We start from the raw sequence: 22,436 nt of genomic DNA, 5'->3' as shown, positions 1-22,436 counted from the left end.
GTCCGCTGGGCGAGACAGCACCTTGACTGTTACTCGCATCACTACGTATCCTCATAGGCAACAAGTGTTGTTTGTGAGGCATACATCACAGACTACTCTCCCCAATCACCAGCGCAGAGACCTTCCGCAACCCGCAACGAAACCCAGCGGACCGGCGTCGGAATCCCCAAGGGCTCTGCGCATCACTTTCAGGAGCCAACCGTGGACTCTTCGTTCATCAATATTGCGATCGTGGTGGTGTATTTGCTCGCCATGCTGGCCTTCGGCTGGTGGGGCAAGTCGCGCACCAAGAACAACAGCGACTTCCTCGTGGCAGGACGCCGCCTCGGTCCGATGCTCTACACCGGCACCATGGCCGCAGTCGTCCTCGGCGGCGCATCGACGGTTGGCGGCGTCGGCCTCGGCTACAAGTTCGGCGTCTCCGGCATGTGGCTGGTTGTCGCGATCGGTTCGGGCGTGCTCCTCCTGAGCCTGCTTTTCGCCGGCACCATCCAGCGGCTGAAGATCTACACGGTCTCCCAGATGCTCAGCCTGCGTTACGGACAGCGCGCCACACAGACTTCCGGCATCGTCATGCTCGCCTACACCCTGATGTTGTGCGCCACGTCCACGGGCGCCTACGCCACCATCTTCGTTGTCCTCTTCGGCTGGGAGCGCTGGCTCGCCATCGCCGTCGGCGGCGCAATCGTCCTGGTCTACTCAACGATCGGCGGCATGTGGTCCATCACCCTCGCCGACCAGGTGCAGTTCATCATCAAGACCGTGGGCATCTTCTTCCTCATGCTCCCGTTCGTCCTGAACGCCGCAGGCGGCTTCGATGGCATCCGTGCCCGCGTTGACGCCAGCTTCTTCCAGTTGGACGGCATCGGAGCACAAACCATCATCACGTACTTCGTGGTCTACACCCTGGGCCTGCTGATCGGCCAGGACATCTGGCAGCGCGTCTTCACCGCCAAGACTCCCAAGGTGGCCCGTTGGGGCGGTGCCACCGCGGGTATCTACTGCGTCCTGTACGGCGTCGCCGGCGCATTGATCGGCCTTGCCGCCCGCGTGGCACTGCCCAACATCGACGTGAAGGCCCTCGGCAAGGACGTCGTCTACGCCGAGGTTGCCACGCACATCCTGCCGATCGGCATCGGCGGCCTCGTGATGGCCGCTGCGGTCGCGGCCATGATGTCCACGGCTTCCGGAGCCCTCATCGCCGCGGCGACCGTTGCCCGCGCCGACGTGGTCCCGTTCGTGGCCAGCTGGTTCGGCAAGACCATCAACACCGACGACACCGAGAACCCCGAGCACGACGTCAAGGCCAACCGCTACTGGGTCCTCGGACTGGGCATCGTGGCCGTGTTGATATCCATGGCGGCGCAAGACGTCGTGGTCGCCCTGACCATCGCCTACGACATCCTGGTGGGCGGCCTGCTGGTTGCCATCCTGGGCGGCCTGGTCTGGAAGCGGGGCACCGGCATTGCCGCGGCCTGGTCCATGGCCGTGGGGTCCGTACTCACCCTGGCCCTGCTGATCGCCTACGCCACGGGAATCATCCCCAGCGAAGACGGCGTCTACGCCAACGATCCCATCTATTGGGGCCTCGGAGCCTCGTTGCTGGTGTACGTTGTGGTCTCGCTGCTGACGCCTCCCACGGAGCCCGAGGTCCGCGAAGCATGGGACCGTCGCGTCGCCGGAGGAGTCACCGAGGAACTCCCGCTGGAGGCCCACCCGGTGGCCAGCCACTAAGTTTCACAGAGTCAAGTACGACGGCGGCGCCGCACCTTTTTCCGGGGTGCGGCGCCGCCGTCGCATGTACAGTAGGAAGAGCTTCAAGAGATGTGGCGCCAAGCTCCGACTTGCCACACGCCAACCCCATGTTCACGGGTGGTTCGGATGAAGAAGCGGCCCGGCTCGGACCAGAGACAACCGAACGGGCAAGAGCAACTCCACAGGAGAAGGCCATGCCTTTCGAAAACGGCGCCACCGCCATAGCCGGCCGCACCACCCAGCCCAGCACCCTCTTGTCGCACCGCCCCCGCCGGGTGGACGAATTCGTCCGGGTGATTCCCGGCGTCGACCTCTCCCAAGGCTCCGTCACGTTCGTCGTGGACGGAAACCTGGAACGCTATTGGCACCATGAGCCGCGGCTCATCACCCAAGCCCTTTCAAAAGCGGTCCAGCCCGCCCGCTGGTTCCCCGCCACACGGAAACTCACCCTGACGGTGGCGGCAACCGGGCACCGGGCAGGCGTGCAGAGGCACTTCATCCTGAGCGCGTTTTAGCTCCCCGGGTTTAGCGAGCCCGGGGCTATTCGAACTCTTCGTCCTCGCGGTGTTCCTCTGCGTCGAGCGGAACCACCCGTTCGTCGTCGTCGAGGACCTCGGATTGTTCCTCCCAGTCCTCGTCCACCTCAAGGTCTTCGCTGTAGTCGTAGGCGGGATCGGCCTCGACCGTGGGACGGTCGGGGTGGCGGGCGTGGGTTTCGGTGCTGTCCATGGTGCAACCTCCGTTCGACGTGCCGCTGAGCCCATCGCACAGGCACATGAGGCAGCCGGTCACCACGCTACCCCGCCAATTCGTGGACCCTGTCCATCCATCCCAGCACTGCCCCCAACCGCGGTCAAGGGCCTCCCGGGAGCCTCCCGTTTTTGAGGCGCGCCTAAAACGTCCAGTGAGGATTGCCAGCCGAAAAACCGCGGAAATTGGCGATAGAGTGGAGCCGCAATGAGGCGATGAAGCCCGCCCCAGCAACCCAGGAGTCCCGGTGCACCCGCACGCAGATCCACAGAACCCGACAGATCCAGACAACGCGCATCCCGACAATCGCTCGGACCAAAGCAGTCCATCGCAAGATGAAGCGGCCCCCAAGACTCCCCCGTCGTCGTCGGACATCAAGCGCTGGCGTCAGTACTTGGCGGACGAGCGGGCCGAGGCCGCCGTGTACCGCCAACTGGCGCAGCGCCGCGACGGCGAGGAACGCGAAATCCTGTTGGCACTCGCAGAGGCCGAGGGCCGCCACGAGGCACACTGGCTCAAGCTCCTCGGGGAACATGCCGGCATGCCGAAGGCGGCCTCGATCCGAAGCCAAATGCTCGGCTTCCTCGCCCGGAACTTTGGATCAGTGTTCGTGCTGGCCCTCGCCCAAAGGGCTGAAGGCCGCTCGCCTTACGCGAAGGATCCAGCAGCGACCCGCGCCATGGCGGCTGACGAACAGATCCACGAGGAAGTAGTCCGCGGCCTGGCGACGCGCGGCCGCAACAGGTTGTCCGGCACTTTCCGCGCGGCCGTCTTCGGCGCCAACGACGGTCTTGTCAGCAACCTCTCACTCGTGATGGGCATGGCGGCCACCGGCGTCCCCGCCACTGTGGTCCTGTTCAGCGGCATCGCCGGCCTGCTGGCAGGCGCGCTGTCCATGGGTGCCGGCGAATATGTCTCTGTCCGCTCGCAGCTCGAGCTCCTCAAGGCCACCCGCCCCACCCAGGCCACGCTGACCGCAGCCCCGGCCCTGGACATCGAGCACAACGAGCTGGTCCTCGTGTATCTGGCCCGGGGCATGTCCCGCGAAGCCGCCGAACACCGGGCCGCTGAACGCATGGGCGTCTACAGCTGCGATTGCGATCCCAGCCTCTCCCTGCACCCCGAAGTGGAAGAAACCGTCAATGAGCACGAGGCCGTGGGCTCCGCCTGGGGCGCCGCGATCTCGAGTTTCTGCTTCTTCGCTTCGGGCGCCATTGTGCCCATCCTGCCGTTCATCTTCGGCATGACCGGCTTCGCGGCGCTTGCTGTGGCCGGTACGCTGGTGGGCATCGCGCTTCTGTCGACCGGCGCCGTCGTCGGCTTGTTGTCCGGAACCTCGCCGCTGACCCGCGGCCTCCGGCAGCTCGCCATCGGGCTCGGCGCGGCCGCGGCCACGTATGGGCTGGGCTTCGTCTTCGGCGCTGTCATCGGTTAGTACCGCCGGCCCGCTGGGGTGCCCGGTACAGGGATTTGGGGGAAGACTTGCATTCAAACTACGGGTACGACGGCGGCCCGCCGCCCAAGCGCCCCAGCACCGCGCTCGCGCTGTTCCGAAATTTGATGCTGGTGGCGGTGGTCGCTGCCGTAGCCGTGTTGGTCAGTGGATTCCTCCGGGGCGACCCTGGAATCACCGGCTTGCTTCCGAACCTGGCCCCGTCCGCCCACGCCACGGCAAGCAGCTCCGGGCCGGGCGGGGCTCCCGGACAGGGTCAGCCAAAGGCGGCCCGCGCGCCGGATACGCCGCCGCCTGGCCTGGAAGAAGCCGGCCACCCGCTTGGCTCCCCCGCCAAGCCTGCGGTGGCCAGCAACTCCTTCAAGTTCCTGGCCACCAATGCCGACGGTACCCCCGTGGGCTACTCTCCGTGCCGGCCACTGCACTACGTGGTCAACGCGGCTCTCGCCCCGGCCGGATCCGAGGGGCTCATCGCCGACGCCATTGCAAAGATTGCCGCTGCTACGGGCCTCACATTCGTTGACGACGGCACCAGCAAGGAAACCCCCTCCGAGAAGCGCAAGCCGTACCAGCCCGCGCTCTACGGAGACCGTTGGGCACCGCTGCTGATTTCCTGGACCACTCCAGAGGCGGCTCCCGCATTGACAGGATCCGTCATCGGAACGGGCGGCAGCACCATGTACAGCTTCGGCACCGGACCCAAGAGCTACGTTTCGGGAAGCCTGGACTTGGACGCCCCGCAAATCACGGAACTGCTGGGCGTCTCCGGCGGCGCCCATTACGTCTCCGCGGTGATCCAACACGAACTTGGCCACGTGGTTGGCCTTGACCACGTAGACGATCCGATCCAGCTCATGTACCCGGAGATCGGCGCCCCTGATGGTTTGGCGGCCGGAGACCTGAATGGACTCTACAAACTCCACACCGCTCTGTGCCGCACCGACCTGTAGCCCGGCCCACCCTTAGCCCGGCCCACCCAACTAGCTCGCATTAGGTGTCGTTTTGGGCCCTGATAACGACAACAACTGCGAGTCAGTTGGGTGGGGACGGGCTTAGTTGGGGGCGGTTTCCAGCACGCGGGCGGACGTGAAGCTGGCTCCTGCGCCCGGGTAGGACGGGACCTCGATCCGGGCGTGGCTGTGGATCTCGTTCACCGTGGCCTTGGTGTGCTCGGCGATCCGTTCCAAGGTGGTCACCCACATCCCGTCCATGGCCTTGACTCGTCCGATCAGCTGCTCCAAGGCAACCGCCTTGGACGGACGGCCGGAGATGAAGGGGTGGTTGGTCAAGACGAAACAGCTGCCTTGGGTGTGGTGGGCTTCGGCTTCGAGGGTCCACATCTCCAACACCTTGGCCGGACTCTCGATGACCCCGCTGCCTGTCACTCCCGGATAGAACGCGTATTGTTCCCAATCGTCCAAGGCCCAATCCACCGGGATCTCCACGATGTCCCGCGAATCACCCGAATCCGAGGCAACCGCCATGCGGTAGGGGGCATCGCCGTCGAGCAGGCTTGAATCGTAGAGGAAGCCACGGTCCGCGAGCAGGGCCGGCGAATGCCAGTTGAGCTCCCACCACGGTGCCCTGTAGCCGACCGGCCTGACCCCGGCTACCTTCGCGAGCGCGTCGAGCCCGCGGTCCAGGTAGTTGGCCTCGGTGGCGGCGTCGATTCCCTGCATTGGCTCGTGCAGGTAGCCGTGGTGGGCGACTTCATGGCCGCCGTCGACGATCCGCCGCACCACGTCCGGGTAGCTTTCCGCCGTGAATCCCGGGATGAAGAAGGTTCCCTGGATCTCTTGGCGCTCGAGGATCTTCAAGAGTCGCGGAACAGCAACCCTCGGGCCGTAGGACTGGTGGCTCATGAGGGACATGCGCCTGGTGCTCGTGGGATCGTGCGCGATGGTGCAGGATTCGGCGTCGACGTCGAACGTGAAGGACGCCGCCGCCCTGAAGCCTTCAGGCCAAGTGATCGAGTGTGCCTCGTCGGGGAAAGCGTTGGTGGTCATCGGGTGTCCTTTCAGTCGTTGACCAGATTGGCGACGGCGTCTTCCGCAAGCGGCTGCGACGCTGCGGTCTCGGAAGACAGCGGAAGGTACCGGGCATGGACCCGTGGGCCCAGCGCGCCATAGACTGCCGCGGCAACAAGTCCGCCGGCCAGCCAGGACAAGTCGATCCCGCCCATGGCCGTGGCGATGGGGCCTTGCATGATCGGCAGGACGCCGTACATGAACAGCCACGTGGCAAAGATGCCTACCAGGAGCGCGGTGATCCCGGCCCAGTTGAACGCCGGGAGCCTGCGGGTACCCACAGGGTCGAAGAGCCGGTCGACTGCTACGGGGCTGCGCTTGTCCACCCAGAAGTAGTGCACCAACATGATGCCTCCCCACGCGGCTACCCACGCCACGAGCCCGCCGAGCCACGTGCTCAGCGTTGACGCGAAATCCTCCTGCAGGATGAAGAACACGACGCCGACCAGGGCAAGGAGTCCGACGAAGAGGTTCAAGGAGCGACGCTTGGCCTTGATGTCCAGGGCCTGGGCGGCCACCGAAAAGGTGTAGATGTTCAGGATGTTCGTCGCGATGGGACCGTGCAGCACCAGGAAGAGCACCGGGATGGCCAGCACGCCGAAGTTGTCCACGATGAGGTGGCCGGGATCGGCCGTGCCGCTCTTCGTTGCCAAGCTGGCGCCAAGGATGCCGAGCCACACCACCGGGAGGAACTGGCCGAATACGGAGGCCAGGTAGACCTTGTGCTTGGGGACGGACTTGCTGACGAAGCGTGAATAGTCCGCCGCGTAGGTGAACCAGGTGATCCCCCAGCCGATGCCGATAACCGTCATCACGGTGGTCATGGCCGCGATCCGCGCGCCGCCCTCAAGGACAGCCCCGGGAGGGCCTGCGTAACCCCAATCGATGTTCATGCCGAACCAGGCCACGGCGGACATCGCGATCAGCACCACGATGGTGGGCGGGACGGTCCACTTCTCGAAAGCCGCGATGGCCTTGTAGCCGAACCAGGCGATGGTGACCTGGGCGGACATGATCAGGAAGGCCACCAGGATCTTGGGGCCTACGTTGGGCTGCTCGGGATCGACCATGCCGAGCTTTCCGAGGAGTGCCATCACGAGGTCCAGGATGATCCAGGTGTTGACGGCGCACCAACCGATTCCGAGGAGTGCCTGGATGGCGCTCGGGAGGTAGTTGCCGCGGCGGCCGAAGACGGCCCGGGCCAGGACCATGCCGGTGGCACCGGTCCGCTGGCCCAGGAGGACAAACAAGCCAAAGAGCGCCATGCCGATCAGGTTTCCCACCACCAGGACCGTGACGGTATCGGCAAAGCCCAGTCCAAGCTGGACGCCGAGGGCCCCGAGGACCCAGTTGATGGGGGCAAGGTTTGCGCCTGCCCAGATCCAGAATTGGCCCGCTACGCTGCGGGTACGCGCTGATTCGGGAATGGACTGCAGGTTCTGTTCGACGTCGGTCTGCGCCGTTGCAGCCCCAGGCGTCGCAGTGGATAAGTTCTCGTGCATTGGGGGGATCCTCCGTGTAGGAAAGGGACTCCTTCAATGTATGTGCCCCACATCACAGCAACAAGATACGATGTGTACGATAGATTCCAATAATTAGTTACGGAGTGTCATGTCTTTGCTCCTTGCCGACGCCTTCGAACACGAAAGCCTGAAAGCCGCCGAACCAGTTCTCCGGACGGATGTGCCCGAGGCACTGTCCCGGCAGCTCCGTTGGGTCCATTCAAGCGAAGTGCTGGACATCGCTCCGTTGCTGCGGGGCGGAGAGCTGCTCCTGAGCGGCGGGCAGGCCCTCGCCACCGCCTCGGACGAGCGGCGCGTGGACTACGTCCGCCAACTGGCGGCGCGCGGCATCACCGCTTTGGCGATCGAAACGGGTCCCGAGCTGCCCGCAATTCCGGAGTCCATGATCGACGCCGGCCAGGACGCCGGGCTGCCCATCATCGAGTTGTGCAAAGTGGCCCCTTTCGTCGGCATCATGCAAGCCATCAACTCGCTCCTTGTCAGTGAGTCGGTCGCACAATTGCAGTTCGGCGACGAAACGAGCCATGCCATGGCGGCGGAACTCGCGCACGGAGGCGGACTGGATCAACTCCTCGCGGTGCTGGCAGGCCGGACGGGTTCCAGCGCGAGGCTCGTCTCGCCGTCGGGCATCACTTTGGGAAGCGCGACGGCGGCCGCGCAGCCCGAGTCCGGGACCGTCACCACCGTCGATGTGCCCGTCCGCGGCGTCCTTGCGGCCCGGCTGGAGTTGGAAGTGCCCGACGACGGCGACGCCAACCTCGCGCAGGTGGCCGGCGAGCGGTGCGTCGATATCCTCGGCTTGGCCCTGCTGCAACGCATGCCGCCGGGACTCAAGGAACTTGCCGGCATCGAACTCATGCGGGCCGTCAGTTCGGGTACGCAGTCATGGCGACTGCAGCAATTGGGACCGGCGTCGGGGTTTCCCGCCAGCGGCCCGGTGGCCGCCGTCGTGGTGCGTTCCCCTGCGGCTGGGCAGCTCCGGACACGGCTCGACGGCATCCTGGACGGCACGGTTCCGCAAAGCGCGAGCTACGCGGACAACGCGGAATTGATTGCCTTGGCCGCGCTTCCCCGCACCAGGGCAGTGGCTTCGCGCATCGCGCTCATCCATGCGCTTGAGGCCCTGGAGGTCCCCGACGGCTCGGTCACCGCCGTGGGTCCGCTGGCGCAGGGAATCGGCGAGGCGCCGTGGTCGCTGGCAGAGGCGCGCCGGACGCTCGAGCTCATGCCGGGGTCCGGGCCGGGAGCCGCGAACGGCGTGGTCGATACCGAGGACTTCGCCGTCGAGCGACTGGCACAAGGAAGCCTCGACGCGGCAGTCCGTGAAGGATTCGTGCGGCGGCAGCTCGGCGCCGTCGTCGAGCATGACGAGCTGCGGCGCTCGGAGCTGATGCGGACGTTGGCCGTCTGGCTGGATACGGGGTGCAATACCGCTCACGCGGCACGGGAACTGCACTTGGAACGGCAGTCGATGCACCACAGGCTCCAGCGGATTTTCGAGTTGTGCGGCGGGGACCCCCGGGGAACGGGCAGGCTCGTCGCGCTTCACGTGGCAACACGCTTGGCGCGGCTTTAGGCAACGCCTGAACGGCCCACCGTTGGGTGGGCCGTTCAAACGCTACTTGAGCACTACGGTTCTGCTGCCTTGCAGGATCACGCGCCCTTCGCAATGCCAGCGGACGGCGTTGCTGAGTGCTTTGCACTCGGTGTCGCGGCCGGCTGCCACGAGGTCGTCCGGACCGAAGGTGTGGTCAACTTCTACCACTTGCTGGGCGATGATCGGTCCCTCATCCAACTCACCGTTGACGTAGTGCGCGGTGGCACCCACGGTCTTGACGCCCCGGGCGTAAGCCTGGTGGTACGGCTTGGCACCTTTGAAGCTGGGCAGGAATGAATGGTGGATGTTGATGGCCCGGCCGTCGAGCTTGCGGGCAAGATCGTCGCTGAGGACCTGCATGTAGCGGGCCAGGACCACCAGTTCGACGTCCAGGCGATCGATCAGGTCAAGGAGTTGTCCTTCAGCCGCCGCCTTGGTGTCCGCGGTGACGGGCACGTGGAAGAACGGAATGCCGTGCCATTCGACCGTCCGCCTGTGGTCCGGATGGTTGGAGACCACCCCGACAATCTCGACCGGCAGTTCCCCGATACGGGCCCGGAACAGGAGATCGTTGAGGCAGTGCTCGAACTTCGAGACCATGATCAGGACGCGCCGCTTGGCACCGTGGCGTTGCAACTGCCAGCGCATGCCGAACTTTTCGGCAACAGGCGCAAAGGCTTCCCGGAGCGAGTCGATCGTCGATTCGTCACCTTCCGATGCGAAGTGGATCCGCATGAAGAAATGGTGATCCAGTTGGGAGTCGAATTGCTTGTTGTCGATGATGTCGCAGCCGTGTTCCAGGAGGAAGCCGGAGACGGCGTGCACGATGCCCCGCGTTTCCGGGCAATCGAGCGTCAGGACATGCTCAACGGTGGTAGCCGGCAGGGCCGCTCCAGGTCGCGGGGCGGATTCATTCTGTGTGACAGTCATGGCTAGCACTCCACTACGTTGACGGCGAGGCCTCCGCGGGAGGTCTCCTTGTACTTGCTTTTCATGTCCGCTCCTGTCTCTCGCATGGTTTTGATGGCTTTATCAAGGGACACTTTGTGGCTGCCGTCGCCGTGCAGGGCAAGACGGGCAGCGTTGATGGCCTTCACGCTGGCGATGGCGTTGCGTTCGATGCACGGGATCTGCACCAGCCCGCCTACGGGATCGCACGTGAGGCCAAGGTTGTGTTCGATGCCCACTTCCGCGGCGTTCTCCACTTGTTTGGGAGTGCCTCCAAGGACCTCGCACAGACCAGCGGCAGCCATCGAACAGGCTGAGCCCACTTCACCCTGGCAGCCGACTTCGGCGCCGGAAATGGAGGCGTTGATCTTGAACAGGATCCCGACGGCGGCCGCCGCGAGCAGGAAGCGGACCACGCCGTCGTCGTCGGCGCCCTGCACGAATTTCGTGTAATAGTGCAGTACCGCCGGAACAATGCCCGCCGCACCGTTGGTGGGCGCCGTGACAATGCGGCCACCCGCGGCGTTTTCCTCGTTCACGGCCAGCGCGAACAGGTTCACCCATTCCATGGCGAGCAGCGGGTCTGCCGAGCTTGAGCCTTGCAGACCGGCGTCGGTGGCCTTGAGCGACTTGAACAACGACGGCGCCCGTCGCCTGACGTTCAAGCCTCCCGGCAGGATTCCTTCCGCGGCGCAGCCATTGTCGACGCATTCGCGCATGACGGCCCAGATCTGCAGCAGCCGCTCGCGAAGTTCGGCCTCGCTGCGCCACACGAGTTCGTTGGCCAGCATGACATCGGAAATGGACATGCCCTCCCGTGCGCAGATCGCCAGGAGCTCGTCTGCAGTGCTGAACGGATAGGGCAGCACGGTGCTGTCAGCGACCACTTTGTCGTTTCCGGACGCGTCACCGTCCACCACGAAGCCGCCGCCGATCGAATAGTAGCTCCGTTCGCGGAGCACTTCCCCGGTGTGGTCGAGGGCACGGAAGGTCATGCCGTTGGGGTGGGCAGGCAGGGATTTGCGTCGGTGCAGGACCACGTCTTCATCCCAGTTGAAGTCCACGCGGTGATGTCCGGCTATCCGCAATTCGGCGTCGAGGGCGGCCGCGGCAACCTGGTCATCGGCAGTGGACGTGTCCACCGTTTCCGGTGATTGGCCCTGTAGTCCCAGCACCACGGCTTTGTCCGAACCGTGGCCGCGGCCGGTGGCGCCCAGCGAGCCGAAAAGCTCTGCCTGGACGCGCACCGTTGCCGCGAGTTGCCCGGAGGATTCCAGGCCGTCGGTGAACTGCTTCGCCGCCCGCATCGGGCCGACCGTGTGCGAAGACGACGGCCCGATGCCAATGGAAAACAGGTCAAGCACGCTCAATGCCATCAGGGGACCTCAGGAGAGGCGTATTCCCTCATGCCGTCAAGCAGCCAGCGGCCCAGGAAGTCGGCGAACGACGCCCTCGGGAAGATCCGGAAGCTGTCCTCGCCGGTCTTGAACAGCATGGCGGGGATGTTGCCGATTTCCGTGGCCAGGGCCGTTCCGGTGCGGAAGGCGCGGGGGTGCAGGTCCAGCGAACAACCCTTCTCCAGGACGTCTCGCGCCCGGATCCCGGACAGTTCGAAGGTGGTGCGGTTGGCGGACAAGTCCACCACCTGTCCAGGGTCGTCGCCCAAGGCCTCCACCAGGGCGCGGACAAGGTCTCCGCCCAGTGAATCGTGGGCCGATTCCGGTGCGACCACCAGGAATTCTTCCGGCCCAAGCCACAGGGTGGTGGCCCTCTCCCCCCCGCTGATGTCGCCGCAGGCAGCCGGCAGGCCGCCTGTCACGGACGCGAGGCGGGCTCCGGCGTCGGAATTCCTGTCAACCCGGATCCCCACCATGGTTTGGAACGGGATCTCCTTCAACGCCACTGTTCCAGCCACGGAGCCGGACTCGAAGGTCGGTGCCAAGTGCGACGCCGGGCTGCGGCGTGCCGCACGGAGCGTCTCAGGGTTTGCGGGGGTTGCTGTTTCAGCCATCTTTACGGGTCCCTTCTGCGTCGAAAAGTACGGTTTCTCCGACAACGACGTCCAGCAACTGGTCGCCGACGGAGGCCACCAAGGTCTCGCCGATGCGGTTGCGGCCGTTGGTGATCAGAGCCAGGCCGAAGGAACGGCCCAATGCGGCACTGTGGTAGCTCGAGGTCACGAAGCCCTGCATCGGCACGGGGCCGTAAGCCGGGTTGACCGGGATTCCCTTTTCCACAAGCTGGGTGCCTTCCGGAAGACGGAACGAGCCGTCCGCCGGCAGGACGCTGACCAGGTGCTTGCGGTCAGTGCGGACCGCGTCCTCGCGGCTGTACGAACGCTTGCCGATGAAGTCCTTGGCTTTGGAAACGATCCACTCCATCCCGGCATCCTGCGGGGTGACAGTCCCGTCCGTGTCCTGCCCGACGATCGGGTAGCCCTTCTCGGCACGCAGCACGTGCATGGTTTCCGTGCCGTACGGGGTGATGTTGAACTCGGCCCCTGCGGCAGCAACGGCTTCCCAGGTGTTGAGCCCGTACCAGGACGGAACATTGATTTCGTAGGCAAGCTCACCGGAGAACGAGATCCGGCAAACCCGTGCCTGGACTCCGGAGGCCAGCGTGGTCTCGCGGAACGTCATGAACGGGAACGCTTCGGCGTCCAGCCCGCCGTCGGCCGCCAGTTGCGGGGCGACTTTGGCGATCACGGCGCGGGATTTCGGCCCGACGACGGCAATCGTCGTCCACTGTTCAGTCACCGATGTGCACACCACGTCGAGTTCGGGCCACTCGGTCTGGTGCCATTCCTCGAGCCAGTCGAGGACCTTGGCTGCGCCGCCGGTGGTGGTGGTCATGAAGTAGCGGCCCTCGTCGAGGCGCAGTGTCACGCCGTCGTCGAAGATCATGCCGTCCGGGGTGCACATGACCCCGTAGCGTGCGGAACCGGGGGCAAGCTTCTTGAACGCGTTGGTGTAGATGCGGTTCAGGAACTCACCGGCGTCCTTGCCACGGATCTCGATCTTGCCGAGCGTGGTGGCGTCCATGAAGCCCACGGATTCGCGGACTGCGGCGCATTCGCGGAGCACCGCGGCGTCCATGTCCTCGCCCGCTTGCGGGTAGTACCACGGCCGCTTCCACTGGCCGACGTCCTCGAAGAGCGCTCCCTGGGCAACGTGCCAGGGGTGGATGGAGGTCACGCGGGCGGGATCGAACAGCTCGCCGCGCTGGCGTCCGGCCAACGCCGCGAAGGCCACCGGCGTGAACGGGGCACGGTAGGTCGTGGTGCCGATGTCCCCGATGCCACGGGCTGCCTCTCCAGCCTGCTTGAGGGCCGCCGCGATCACGCCGATGGCGTTGACGCCGGAGGTCTTGCCCTGGTCGTTGGCCGTGCTGATGGAGGTGTACCGCTTGATGTGTTCCACCGAGCGCATGCCGGCCCCGGTGGAACGGAGCACGTCGGCCACGGACTGGTCGCGCTGGAAGTCGACGAAGTGGTGGTGCCACTCCCCCGCGTTTCCGCTCTGCCCCGGCACCAGCCACAACTGGCGGGTCGGGGCGGAGGCCACGGGCGCCTTCGGCTCGACAGGCACCGTCTGGGTGCTGAAGCCTGCGGCGATAGCGGCCGCGGCACCGGCGGATGCGCCTTCGCTCAGGCAATCCTCGAGCTCGTAGCTGCCACGGCCTGAACCGGCAACATGCTGGTCCCTGACCACGGAGCTCGGCACGAAGCCGGCCAGGTCATCGTCCCAACGCAACTTGCCCTGGCGCTGGCTGTGGAGGTGGACCACGGGACTCCAGCCACCGGAAACCGCCAGCAGATCGCAAGCGATCCGTTCGACGCCGGAGGTGACTTCGCCGTCGTCGTTGAGGCTGCGGATGGTGACGCCGTCGATCCGGCCGTTCTCCCCCGCGCCGGAGGAATCGGCGACGGCGCTGCCGACGAGGACGCGGAGGCCGCTTTCGACGGCGGTTGCCGCTTTCTCGCTGAGCTTGGGGCGGGCGTCGACGACGGCGGCGACCTTGACACCTGCGGCCAGCAAATCCGCAGCGAGCAAGTAGGCCGAATCGTTGGTGGTGCCGATGACGACCCGCCGTCCGGCGGCGACTGCGTAGCGGTTGAGGTAGCTACGGACAGCCGAGGCCAGCATGATGCCGGGCCGGTCGTTATTCTCGAAGACGAGCGGACGCTCGTGGGCACCGGGGGCCAGGACCACCTGCTTGGCACGGATGTGCCAAATACGCTGGCGGGAGACGCCGTCCGCGGCCGGGCTGCCGAGGTGGTCGGTGCGGTTCTGTGCCGCGATCACATAGTTCGCGTCGTAGGAGCCGAACGCCGTGGTGCGGTTGAGGACGGTGCATTCGGCGGCGGAGACGAGCTCCGCCTCGACATCGGCGATCCATTCGAGCGCCGGCTTGCCTTCGATCACTTCGGCGAGTTCCGGGGCAGCGGAGCCGGAAAGCAGCAAGCCGCCGAGTTCGGGCTGGTCATCGATCAGGATGACCCTGGCTCCGGTGCGGACGGCTTCGCGGGCTGCCGCGAGGCCGGAAACGCCGCCGCCAACGACGAGGACGTCTGTGTGGACGTACTTCTTGTCGTACTCGGCGCGGTCCTCGTTGGGATCGAGCTTGCCGAGGCCGTTCAGGAACTCAACGTTGAGCCCGTCCACGAGGGACACGGTGGTCGCCGGAAGCATCGACTCGGCGACATGGCCGGGGAAGCGGGCAGCCACCTTGACCAGGGCGTTGGATTCTTCCACGCCGGCGGACATGATGCCGCGGGGCCGGTCCTCGTAGAGGGAGTTGCCTGCGTTGATGCGGCCGTTGGCCAGCAATGCGGAAGCGACAGTGTCCCCCGGGTGGCCGGTGTATTCCTGGCCGTCCACGGTGAACCGCCAGGAGATGCTGCGGTCGATGCGGCCGCCGGTGGCGAGGCGGGCGTTCTGCGGGGTCACTTCGTTGCTCCTTCCGGAGTGGTGGCTGCTGTGATGTTCACATCAGGGCGCTGTTCGCCCATCTTGTAGATGGCCTGGATGTCATAGCTGACGGTGTCACGGAGCATGTTGAACCATTGGCGGCAACCGGTGCTGTGTACCCAGCGTTCGGCGAAGGCGCCTTTCGTGTTGTCGCGGTAGAACAAGTACTCGGCCCACTGGCGGTCCGTTAGCGCGTCCGGGTTTTCCGGGTAGGCCACGTGGGCCTGGCCGCCGTAGTGGAATTCGGTTTCGTCTCGTGGCCCGCAATTGGGGCAGCTGATGAGCAGCATGGTTGGTCTCCTAAAAGGCTGCGGCTAGTGGGCGACGGCGGCGGCGCCGTGTTCGTCGATCAGGGCACCGGTCTCGAAGCGTTCCAGTGAAAAGGGCTTGTTGAGCTCGTGCGGCGTTCCCGTGGCGATGGTGTGGGCGAAGGTCAGGCCCGCAGCGGGCGTGCCCTTGAAGCCGCCCGTTCCCCATCCACAGTTGACGAACATGTTCTCAACCGGCGAGAGTCCAACGATCGGCGAGGCATCCATAGTGGTGTCCACAATTCCGCCCCAAGTCCGGAGCACATGGGCCCGGGCGAAGATCGGGAACAGTTCGACGGCGGCAGCCATCTGGTGCTCGATCACGTGGAAGGAACCGCGCTGGCCATAGCCGTTGTAAGAGTCGACGCCGGCGCCCATGACCAATTCACCCTTGTGTGCCTGGGAAACATAGACATGCACGTGGTTGGACATGACCACCGTGGGGTGGACCGGCTCATGCAGCTCCGACACCAACGCTTGGAGGGGGTGGGACTGGATCGGGAGGCGGAAGCCGGCCATTTCGGCGAGGACCGAGCTGTGGCCGGCGGCCGCGAGGCCAACCTTTTCGGTGTGGATGGTTCCCTGGTTGGTCTTGACGCCCACCACGCGGTTGCCGTCCTTCAGGAAGCCCGTTACTTCGCAGTTCTGGATGATATCCACGCCGAGCTCGTCGCACTTGCGGGCGAAAGCCCAAGCGACGTGGTCGTGCTTCGCGATGCCGGCCCGGGGCTGGTAAGTAGCGCCCATCACCGGGTAGCGGATGTTGTCGCTGATGTTCAGGATGGGGCAGAGTTCCTTGACCTGCTGCGGGTCCAGCCATTCGGCGTCGACCCCGTTGAGCTTGTTCGCGCCGACGCGGCGGACGCTTTCGCGGACGTCGCCGAGGGTGTGGGCGAGGTTCATGACGCCGCGCTGGCTGAAGAGGAAATCGTATTCGAGTTCCTCGGGCAGGATCTCCCAGAGCTTAAGGGCGTGCTCGTAGATGGCGGCGCTCTCGTCCCACAGGTAGTTGGAGCGGATGATGGTGGTGTTGCGCGCCATGTTGCCGCCGGCCAGCCAGCCCTTTTCCAGGACGGCGATGTTGGTCATGCCGTGGTTCTTGGCCAGGAAGTACGCGGTGGCCAGGCCGTGGCCGCCACCACCCACGATCACGGCATCGTAGGAAGCCTTGGGCTCCGGGTTACGCCACAGGAAATCCGGGTGTTCGGGGAGTTGGTCTGCGCTCACTGGGCTGCTCCAATCATTTCTGCCTCAAGTTCGGTGGAAGCGGCGTCGTTGCCGCTGCCAGCCTGGGAAAGGTGCGGGTAAAGCGGGAATTGCTCGGCGAGCGCGGTAACCCTCCCCCGGAGTTCGACGGCGGCCTCGTCTCCCAAGGTGCCGCTGCTGTTTGTGCCAGTGCTGGCGGAGGCGATCAACGCCGTCGCGATGATGTCCGCGACCTCCGCGAATTCCTTGGCACCGAAGCCGCGTGCGGCGAGCGCCGGGGTGCCGATGCGGAGTCCGGAGGAAACCATCGGCGGCCGGGGGTCGAAAGGGACGGCGTTGCGGTTCACGGTGATGCCGATGCGGTGCAAGGTGTCCTCGGCCTGCTGGCCGTCCAGTTCCGAGTGGCGCAGGTCAACGAGGACCAAGTGGACGTCGGTGCCTCCGTTGACCACCGAGATCCCTGCTGCGGCCACGTCGTCCTTCAGGAGTCGTTCGGCCAGGAGCTTGGCGCCTTCCAGCACCCGTGCTTGGCGTTCCTGGAATTCAGGCTCAGCCGCCATCTTGAACGCCACGGCCTTGGCCGCGATCACATGCTCCAGCGGGCCGCCTTGCTGGCCGGGGAAAACCGCGCTGTTGATCTTGCGTGCGTATTGTTCCTTCGACAGGATGACTCCGCCGCGCGGGCCGCCGAGTGTCTTGTGGGTTGTGGTGGTCACGACGTCGGCATACGGCACCGGGTTGGGGTGCAGTCCCGCTGCGACGAGGCCGGCGAAGTGGGCCATGTCCACCATGAGGTAGGCGCCCACGAGGTCGGCGATGCGGCGGAATTCTGCGAAATCCAAGTGGCGCGAGTAGGCGGACCAACCGGCAACGATCAGCTTCGGGCGGTGTTCCAGGGCAAGGGCTTCCACTTCCGCCATATCCACCCGGAGGTCGGATTCGCTGACGTGGTACGGGATGACGTTGTACAGCTTGCCGGAGAAGTTGATGCGCATGCCGTGGGTCAGGTGGCCACCGTGCGCCAGGTCGAGGCCCATGATGGTGTCCCCCGGTTCAAGGAGCGCGAACATGGCTGCGGCGTTGGCCTGGGCGCCGGAGTGCGGCTGGACATTTGCGGCTTCGGCGCCGAAGAGGGCCTTGACGCGATCGATGGCCAGCTGCTCGATGACGTCCACATGCTCGCAGCCGCCGTAGTAGCGCTTGCCGGGGTAGCCTTCCGCGTACTTGTTGGTCAGGACCGAGCCCTGTGCCTGCATGACGGCTGCAGGAGCGAAGTTTTCGGAGGCGATCATTTCCAGCGTGGACTGCTGGCGGATGAGTTCCTGGGCGATCGCCTGCTCAACCTCCGGGTCCGCCTGGGCGAGTGGGCGGATCAGCGGTTCAACCATCGTGGTCTCCTTTTGAGATACTTATATTTACTGACTAATCAGCAACTGATATATTAGGACTGTTGCCATAGTATGTTGAAGATCACACAGCCGTCAACAGTCCGGCGGCAACTGAACCGCCAGACTTGGAATTGTGGCAAACGGGAGAGGCACATGAGCACTGCACTGGAAGCACCGGACACAGGCACGCAGGGAACGTCCTTGGCGGAAAACGCCTACCTGCTCCTGCGCGACCGGCTCATCATGCTGGACATCAAACCCGGAGACCCCATCAACGACGGGCAGGTCGCCGCGGAGCTCGGCATCGGACGGACACCCGTGCGCGAGGCCATCAAGCGGCTGGAAAGCGACCACCTTGTGGTCTCATATCCCCGCCGCGGAACCTTCGCCACCGGCGTCGACATCACCCAACTCGCGGACGTCTCCGAAATCCGCGAGCTGCTTGAGCCCTTGGCGTCACGGCGGGCTGCCCGCATGGCCAGCCCGAAGCTGAGGGAAGAACTGCGCGAGGTCGCCGCAGCCATCAGCGGCCTGGAGGCACACGACGCCGGCCAGCAGGACCTCATGCGCTACGACATCCAGGTGCACCGGCTCATCTACAGGGCCGCGGCCAATCCGCACCTCGAGGACGTGCTGATCCGCTACGACAACCTGGCAACCCGCATTTGGTGCCACATGCTGGACAAGATGCCTTCAGTGACGAGCCACGTCGCAGAGCACGCAGAACTGCTCAGTGCGATCGCCGACGGCGACGAGGACCGGGCGGCAGCGCTCGCCCTGCACCACGTGGCGAGTTTCGAAGAGTCGATCCGCAAGGTCCTCTAGGTCCGGCACCTACGCTGGCGCCTAGCCGTTCCTCTTCCAATGCTTGGGCCACTTCACGTTCAACAGCAGCAGCCCCAGCAAGAGCGCATCAACCGTCATCACTCCCGCCATGAAGTAAGCCCAACCGATGATCATGGCTCGATCACCACCAGTCGGCGGCCCGAGGTGCGGGGTTGCATCACAACACACATACCAATCTCCTGACCCGGATCCCCCAGTCAATCGATAGTCCACCAAGTGTGGCACGACGGCGCCCAAGAAGGAACGGCTCACAGCGGTTGACGAGTCAGCCGGGGCTGAGAACGCAGAACTCGTTGCCCTCCGTGTCGGCGAGGCACACCCATGGCACGTCGCCCTGGCCGACGTCGGCGTCCGTGGCGCCCAGGTCCCGCAACCGGGCCACCTCCGCCGCTTGATCATCTCCGGGGTACGGCCTCAGGTCGAGATGGACCCGGCCGCGCGCGGCATTCGCGGCGGGAGTCCGGACGAATTCCAAATACGGCCCAACGCCCTTGGCCGAACGCAGCCTCGCAAAATCATCAGTCTCCTCGTGCACAGTCCAGTCCATCGCCCCGCTCCAGAACCGCACCATGGCCCGCGGATCCGCACAACTGACCACCACCGCGGCGATCGGCCCGGTGTCCTGGTAGATCGGCCGAGGCTCCAACACGCAGAACACGTTGCCCTCCGGATCGGCCAGGACCGTCCACGGCACATCGCCCTGGCCGATATCGGCAGGCGTCGCGCCGAGCTTCACCAGGCGCGCCACAAGCTCCGCTTGATGGGCCTCAGAGGCGGTGGCGAGGTCGAGGTGGGCGCGATACCTCACCGTTTCGGGGTCAGGCACAGTGACGACATCGACGCAGACGGCGGCGGGGTCCGGCCCGGTGAAGCCCGCGGGTTCAACATTGCTCACACCGGGGCCTTCGCTGGAAATATCCCAACCAAGCGCCTCCGCCCAAAACCGGCCCAGAGCCGAGTCGTCCCGGGCCTTGAAATTCACTTGAACAAGTCGCAGTGCCATACCGCCCGATCCTATAACCAGGCAATACCCGGCTGAGCGGCAACATCCCAGGACACGCTGACCGGAGAGGCCGCGCATTTGACCGTGTTTGAGACGATGAACCACATGGACGCTGATGCTAGCCCTGCCAACGACCCCGATTCCGATCCGGGCGGTGCGCACCACGCGGGTGTGCAGTCCGTGGACCGGGCCATCACCGTGCTCGAAATCATCGCCCGCAACGGCGATGCCGGCGTGAGTGAGATCGCTGAGGAAATGGGCGTCCACAAGTCAACGGCATCGCGACTGCTGAGCGCCCTGGACGCCCGTGGCATGGTTCAGCAGAACCACGAGCGCGGAAAATACCAACTCGGATTCAACATCCTGCGCCTGGCCAGCGCCATTCCGGCCCGCCTCAGCTTGGTAAAGGAAGCCCGGGAAGATCTCGAAGCCCTTGCGGAGAAGTTCGCCGAGACCGCCAACCTGGCCGTGCTTCGGTCAAATTTCGCGGTCAACGTGGACCAGGCCATTGGCCCCAACACGCTTGGCACGCAGGACTGGATCGGCGGGCTCACCCCGCTCCACGCCACCTCCAGCGGCAAGGTCATGCTTGCAGCGCTGCCGCCTGGGACGCGTGACCGAGTTCTCAGGGAATCCGGCCAGGCACGATACACTCCGCAGACCATCACCGACCGCGACGAGCTGGAGCGGCAAATGCCGGTCATTGCGGAGGCCGGGTACGCCGCCACGTATGAAGAACTCGAGCGCGGACTCAACGCCGTCGCCGTTCCGATCCACAACCACAGCGGCATGGTGATCGGAGCCATCAGCCTTTCCGGGCCGGCCTTCCGTTTCGAGCCGGAAAAAATACCCGGCCTGCTCGATGCGCTCAAGCAAGCCGGGTATTCAATCAGCGTCAAGATGGGTTACACAGCAGCCGGCGGCGCCTAAGCGCCGTCGGCCTGGCGATCCAGCGCTGCCTGGGCGAGGTTTTCCGCCTCGGCTTTGATGGTGGTGTTGTCGCCGTGCCCGGTGCGGACCACGGTTTCCAGCGGAAGCGTCAGGAGGCGTTCCCGGATCGAGGCCAGGATGGTCGGGTGGTCGCTGTGCGACCTGCCCGTCGCCCCCGGGCCGCCGTTGAAGAGGGTGTCGCCAGTGAACACCGTGCCTTCGCTTTCCAGGTAGAAGCACGTGGAACCCGGTGAGTGGCCCGGCGTGTGGAAGGCGTGCAAAGCCGTGCCCGCCACTTCGAAGACGTCGCCGTCCGTGATGTAACGGTCCGGGCCGGCGTCCGGGTACACCTGCTCCCACAGGACCATGTCTGCCGGGTGAAGGTGGATCGGCGCGTTCACTGCCTTCGCGACGTCGAGCGCTGCTCCGATGTGGTCATTGTGCGCGTGGGTGAGCAGGATGGCGCGCACCTTCCGGCCACGGACCTGGCCGATGATTGCCTCCGCGTCGTGCGGCGAATCGATGATCACGCATTCGTCGTCATTGCCGACGATCCAGACATTGTTGTCCACGTCCCAGGTGCCGCCGTCGAGCGAAAACGTGCCCGAGGTGACGAGGTTCTCAATGGCGACACTCATCCGATTTCCACCACCGAACGGAGCACTTTGCCCTCGTGCATCTTGGCGAACGCCTCTTCCACCTGGTCGATGGTGATCCGCTCCGACACGAACGCGTCCAGGTCCAGGTTGCCTTGCTTGTAGTGCGCCACGAGCATCGGGAAGTCGCGGGACGGCAGGCAGTCCCCGTACCAGGAGGACTTCAGCGAACCGCCGCGGCCAAAGACATCCAGCAACGGCAGGTCGAGCAACATGCCCGGCGTCGGGACGCCCACCAGCACTACGCGGCCGGCGAGGTCGCGCGCGTAGAAGGCCTGCTTGTAGGTCTCCGGGCGCCCGACGGCGTCAATCACCACATCGGCACCGTTACCACCGGTCAGGGCCCGGATGGCCTCGACGGGGTCCTCCTGGCTGGAGTTGACACCGTGTGTGGCTCCCAAGGACATGGCCATCCCGATTTTGTTGGCGTCGATGTCCACGGCGATGATCGTCGTGGCGCCGGCCAGCTTTGCCCCGGCAATAGCGGCGATGCCGACGCCGCCGCAACCGATCACGGCCACGGACTCGCCCCGCTTGACCTCGCCGGTGTTGATGGCGGCACCGATTCCTGCCATCACGCCGCAGCCGAGCAGCCCGACGGCGGCGGGATCGACGTCGTCGTCCACTTTGGTGCACTGCCCGGCGGCTACGAGGGTCTTCTCCGCGAAGGCGCCGATCCCCAGTGCCGGGGTCAGTTCCGTGCCGTCCTCCAGGGTCATCTTCTGGGTGGCATTGTGCGTGTTGAAGCAGTACTGCGGCTGGCCCTTGGCACACGCCCGGCATTCCCCGCACACGGCGCGCCAGTTCAGGATGACCCTGTCCCCCGGCGCCACATCGGTGACGTCCGGGCCAACGGCGCTGACCACGCCGGTGGCTTCGTGGCCGAGCAGGATGGGGAAATCATCGGTGATGCCGCCCTGCTTGTAGTGCAGGTCGGTGTGGCAGACACCGCAGGTGAGGATGTCCACCAGCGCCTCCCCCGGACCAGGGTCCGGCACCAGGATGGTCTCCAGCGTGACCGGGGCGTTCTTTTCCTTGGCGATGACCGCTTTTACTTTATGAACCATTGGCTTGCG

The 22,436-nt window shown here is 65.3% G+C and carries 20 protein-coding genes and 1 riboswitch; of the genes, 7 read left to right on the top strand and 13 right to left on the bottom strand.

Features of this window, described 5'->3' with window-relative positions:
- Positions 1-201 precede the first annotated feature (201 nt).
- Together QRN51_RS09915 and QRN51_RS09910 are read left to right on the top strand one after the other, a co-directional pair.
- On the top strand, positions 202-1,734 hold the full coding sequence (locus tag QRN51_RS09915; RefSeq protein WP_284989688.1) for a sodium:solute symporter family protein: 1,533 nt from the start codon (positions 202-204) through the stop codon (positions 1,732-1,734).
- A gap of 81 nt (positions 1,735-1,815) precedes the next feature.
- A riboswitch (SAM riboswitch) is annotated at positions 1,816-1,935 on the top strand.
- Between the two features lie 14 nt (positions 1,936-1,949).
- On the top strand, positions 1,950-2,270 hold the full coding sequence (locus tag QRN51_RS09910; RefSeq protein ID WP_284989687.1) for a hypothetical protein: 321 nt from the start codon (positions 1,950-1,952) through the stop codon (positions 2,268-2,270).
- Between the two features lie 25 nt (positions 2,271-2,295).
- On the opposite strand, the gene QRN51_RS09905 is transcribed toward QRN51_RS09910, so the two are convergent.
- Positions 2,296-2,484 carry a hypothetical protein gene (locus tag QRN51_RS09905; protein ID WP_059388139.1) on the bottom strand — a complete coding sequence of 63 codons (189 nt, stop codon included), beginning with the start codon at positions 2,482-2,484 and terminating at the stop codon, positions 2,296-2,298.
- Between the two features lie 268 nt (positions 2,485-2,752).
- Here QRN51_RS09905 and QRN51_RS09900 point away from each other — a divergent pair, with 268 nt between their 5' ends.
- A complete protein-coding gene (locus QRN51_RS09900; protein WP_284989686.1) occupies positions 2,753-3,940 on the top strand; it encodes a VIT1/CCC1 transporter family protein in 1,188 nt (395 codons plus the stop codon).
- Positions 3,941-3,987: 47 nt separating this feature from the next.
- Entirely contained in the window at positions 3,988-4,908 is a 921-nt protein-coding gene (locus QRN51_RS09895) for a matrixin family metalloprotease (RefSeq protein ID WP_442880142.1), read from the top strand.
- A gap of 102 nt (positions 4,909-5,010) precedes the next feature.
- Here QRN51_RS09895 and QRN51_RS09890 read toward each other — a convergent pair whose 3' ends face one another.
- Positions 5,011-5,964, bottom strand: a complete 954-nt coding sequence (locus QRN51_RS09890; RefSeq protein WP_284989685.1) for a polysaccharide deacetylase family protein — start codon at positions 5,962-5,964, stop codon at positions 5,011-5,013.
- Positions 5,965-5,975: 11 nt separating this feature from the next.
- On the bottom strand, positions 5,976-7,487 hold the full coding sequence (locus tag QRN51_RS09885) for a purine-cytosine permease family protein (protein ID WP_059388141.1): 1,512 nt from the start codon (positions 7,485-7,487) through the stop codon (positions 5,976-5,978).
- A gap of 109 nt (positions 7,488-7,596) precedes the next feature.
- Between QRN51_RS09885 and QRN51_RS09880 the strand changes: the two genes are divergently transcribed.
- Positions 7,597-9,084, top strand: a complete 1,488-nt coding sequence (locus QRN51_RS09880) for a PucR family transcriptional regulator (protein ID WP_284989684.1) — start codon at positions 7,597-7,599, stop codon at positions 9,082-9,084.
- 42 nt (positions 9,085-9,126) lie between these two features.
- Here the strand turns inward: QRN51_RS09880 and purU are convergent, their stop codons facing one another.
- The 7 genes from purU to glyA are packed head-to-tail and all read right to left on the bottom strand — an operon-like array spanning position 9,127 to position 17,925.
- Positions 9,127-10,035 carry a formyltetrahydrofolate deformylase gene (purU, locus tag QRN51_RS09875; RefSeq protein ID WP_059388142.1) on the bottom strand — a complete coding sequence of 303 codons (909 nt, stop codon included), beginning with the start codon at positions 10,033-10,035 and terminating at the stop codon, positions 9,127-9,129.
- A 2-nt stretch (positions 10,036-10,037) separates the two neighbouring features.
- Positions 10,038-11,429, bottom strand: a complete 1,392-nt coding sequence (locus tag QRN51_RS09870; RefSeq protein ID WP_059388143.1) for an L-serine ammonia-lyase — start codon at positions 11,427-11,429, stop codon at positions 10,038-10,040.
- Positions 11,429-12,064 carry a sarcosine oxidase subunit gamma gene (locus tag QRN51_RS09865; protein WP_284989683.1) on the bottom strand — a complete coding sequence of 212 codons (636 nt, stop codon included), beginning with the start codon at positions 12,062-12,064 and terminating at the stop codon, positions 11,429-11,431. The genes QRN51_RS09870 and QRN51_RS09865 overlap by 1 nt, the downstream gene beginning before the upstream one ends.
- Positions 12,057-15,002 carry a 2Fe-2S iron-sulfur cluster-binding protein gene (locus QRN51_RS09860; RefSeq protein WP_284989682.1) on the bottom strand — a complete coding sequence of 982 codons (2,946 nt, stop codon included), beginning with the start codon at positions 15,000-15,002 and terminating at the stop codon, positions 12,057-12,059. Before QRN51_RS09860 ends, QRN51_RS09865 begins: the two co-directional genes overlap by 8 nt.
- Positions 14,999-15,313 carry a sarcosine oxidase subunit delta gene (locus tag QRN51_RS09855; protein WP_284989681.1) on the bottom strand — a complete coding sequence of 105 codons (315 nt, stop codon included), beginning with the start codon at positions 15,311-15,313 and terminating at the stop codon, positions 14,999-15,001. The genes QRN51_RS09860 and QRN51_RS09855 overlap by 4 nt, the downstream gene beginning before the upstream one ends.
- A gap of 24 nt (positions 15,314-15,337) precedes the next feature.
- Entirely contained in the window at positions 15,338-16,558 is a 1,221-nt protein-coding gene (locus QRN51_RS09850) for a sarcosine oxidase subunit beta family protein (RefSeq protein ID WP_078106196.1), read from the bottom strand.
- Positions 16,555-17,925 carry a serine hydroxymethyltransferase gene (gene glyA, locus QRN51_RS09845; RefSeq protein ID WP_284989680.1) on the bottom strand — a complete coding sequence of 457 codons (1,371 nt, stop codon included), beginning with the start codon at positions 17,923-17,925 and terminating at the stop codon, positions 16,555-16,557. Before glyA ends, QRN51_RS09850 begins: the two co-directional genes overlap by 4 nt.
- Before the next feature lie 153 nt (positions 17,926-18,078).
- Between glyA and QRN51_RS09840 the strand changes: the two genes are divergently transcribed.
- Positions 18,079-18,750 (top strand): GntR family transcriptional regulator, encoded by a 672-nt coding sequence (locus QRN51_RS09840; protein ID WP_059388144.1) that lies wholly within the window; start codon positions 18,079-18,081, stop codon positions 18,748-18,750.
- Positions 18,751-19,036: 286 nt separating this feature from the next.
- On the opposite strand, the gene QRN51_RS09835 is transcribed toward QRN51_RS09840, so the two are convergent.
- Positions 19,037-19,774 (bottom strand): VOC family protein, encoded by a 738-nt coding sequence (locus QRN51_RS09835; RefSeq protein ID WP_284989679.1) that lies wholly within the window; start codon positions 19,772-19,774, stop codon positions 19,037-19,039.
- Between the two features lie 105 nt (positions 19,775-19,879).
- Here QRN51_RS09835 and QRN51_RS09830 point away from each other — a divergent pair, with 105 nt between their 5' ends.
- On the top strand, positions 19,880-20,704 hold the full coding sequence (locus tag QRN51_RS09830) for an IclR family transcriptional regulator (RefSeq protein WP_059390263.1): 825 nt from the start codon (positions 19,880-19,882) through the stop codon (positions 20,702-20,704).
- On the opposite strand, the gene QRN51_RS09825 is transcribed toward QRN51_RS09830, so the two are convergent.
- Both QRN51_RS09825 and QRN51_RS09820 read right to left on the bottom strand, forming a co-directional pair.
- Complete coding sequence (locus QRN51_RS09825; RefSeq protein WP_284989678.1) at positions 20,701-21,342, bottom strand: MBL fold metallo-hydrolase; 642 nt, start codon at positions 21,340-21,342, stop codon at positions 20,701-20,703. The two genes, QRN51_RS09830 and QRN51_RS09825, sit on opposite strands and share 4 nt — an antisense overlap.
- Entirely contained in the window at positions 21,339-22,427 is a 1,089-nt protein-coding gene (locus tag QRN51_RS09820; protein ID WP_284989677.1) for an S-(hydroxymethyl)mycothiol dehydrogenase, read from the bottom strand. The genes QRN51_RS09825 and QRN51_RS09820 overlap by 4 nt, the downstream gene beginning before the upstream one ends.
- Positions 22,428-22,436: the final 9 nt, after the last annotated feature.

Source organism: Arthrobacter sp. efr-133-TYG-120, from assembly GCF_030209785.1.
GTDB lineage: Bacteria > Actinomycetota > Actinomycetes > Actinomycetales > Micrococcaceae > Arthrobacter.
Note: the sequence above shows the minus strand (reverse complement) of the source record. Positions and strands in the feature narration are given on the sequence as shown.

What these genes read in the sequence shown, in the direction of transcription:
- QRN51_RS09820 (WP_284989677.1), bottom strand. Translation starts at nt 22,427, where the DNA reads ATGGTTCATAAAGTAAAAGCGGTCATCGCCAAGGAAAAGAACGCCCCG.
- QRN51_RS09880 (WP_284989684.1), top strand. Translation starts at nt 7,597, where the DNA reads ATGTCTTTGCTCCTTGCCGACGCCTTCGAACACGAAAGCCTGAAAGCC.
- QRN51_RS09855 (WP_284989681.1), bottom strand. Translation starts at nt 15,313, where the DNA reads ATGCTGCTCATCAGCTGCCCCAATTGCGGGCCACGAGACGAAACCGAA.
- QRN51_RS09870 (WP_059388143.1), bottom strand. Translation starts at nt 11,429, where the DNA reads ATGGCATTGAGCGTGCTTGACCTGTTTTCCATTGGCATCGGGCCGTCG.
- QRN51_RS09885 (WP_059388141.1), bottom strand. Translation starts at nt 7,487, where the DNA reads ATGCACGAGAACTTATCCACTGCGACGCCTGGGGCTGCAACGGCGCAG.
- glyA (WP_284989680.1), bottom strand. Translation starts at nt 17,925, where the DNA reads ATGGTTGAACCGCTGATCCGCCCACTCGCCCAGGCGGACCCGGAGGTT.
- QRN51_RS09905 (WP_059388139.1), bottom strand. Translation starts at nt 2,484, where the DNA reads ATGGACAGCACCGAAACCCACGCCCGCCACCCCGACCGTCCCACGGTC.
- QRN51_RS09830 (WP_059390263.1), top strand. Translation starts at nt 19,880, where the DNA reads ATGGACGCTGATGCTAGCCCTGCCAACGACCCCGATTCCGATCCGGGC.
- QRN51_RS09840 (WP_059388144.1), top strand. Translation starts at nt 18,079, where the DNA reads ATGAGCACTGCACTGGAAGCACCGGACACAGGCACGCAGGGAACGTCC.
- purU (WP_059388142.1), bottom strand. Translation starts at nt 10,035, where the DNA reads ATGACTGTCACACAGAATGAATCCGCCCCGCGACCTGGAGCGGCCCTG.
- QRN51_RS09835 (WP_284989679.1), bottom strand. Translation starts at nt 19,774, where the DNA reads ATGGCACTGCGACTTGTTCAAGTGAATTTCAAGGCCCGGGACGACTCG.
- QRN51_RS09910 (WP_284989687.1), top strand. Translation starts at nt 1,950, where the DNA reads ATGCCTTTCGAAAACGGCGCCACCGCCATAGCCGGCCGCACCACCCAG.
- QRN51_RS09825 (WP_284989678.1), bottom strand. Translation starts at nt 21,342, where the DNA reads ATGAGTGTCGCCATTGAGAACCTCGTCACCTCGGGCACGTTTTCGCTC.
- QRN51_RS09890 (WP_284989685.1), bottom strand. Translation starts at nt 5,964, where the DNA reads ATGACCACCAACGCTTTCCCCGACGAGGCACACTCGATCACTTGGCCT.
- QRN51_RS09865 (WP_284989683.1), bottom strand. Translation starts at nt 12,064, where the DNA reads ATGGCTGAAACAGCAACCCCCGCAAACCCTGAGACGCTCCGTGCGGCA.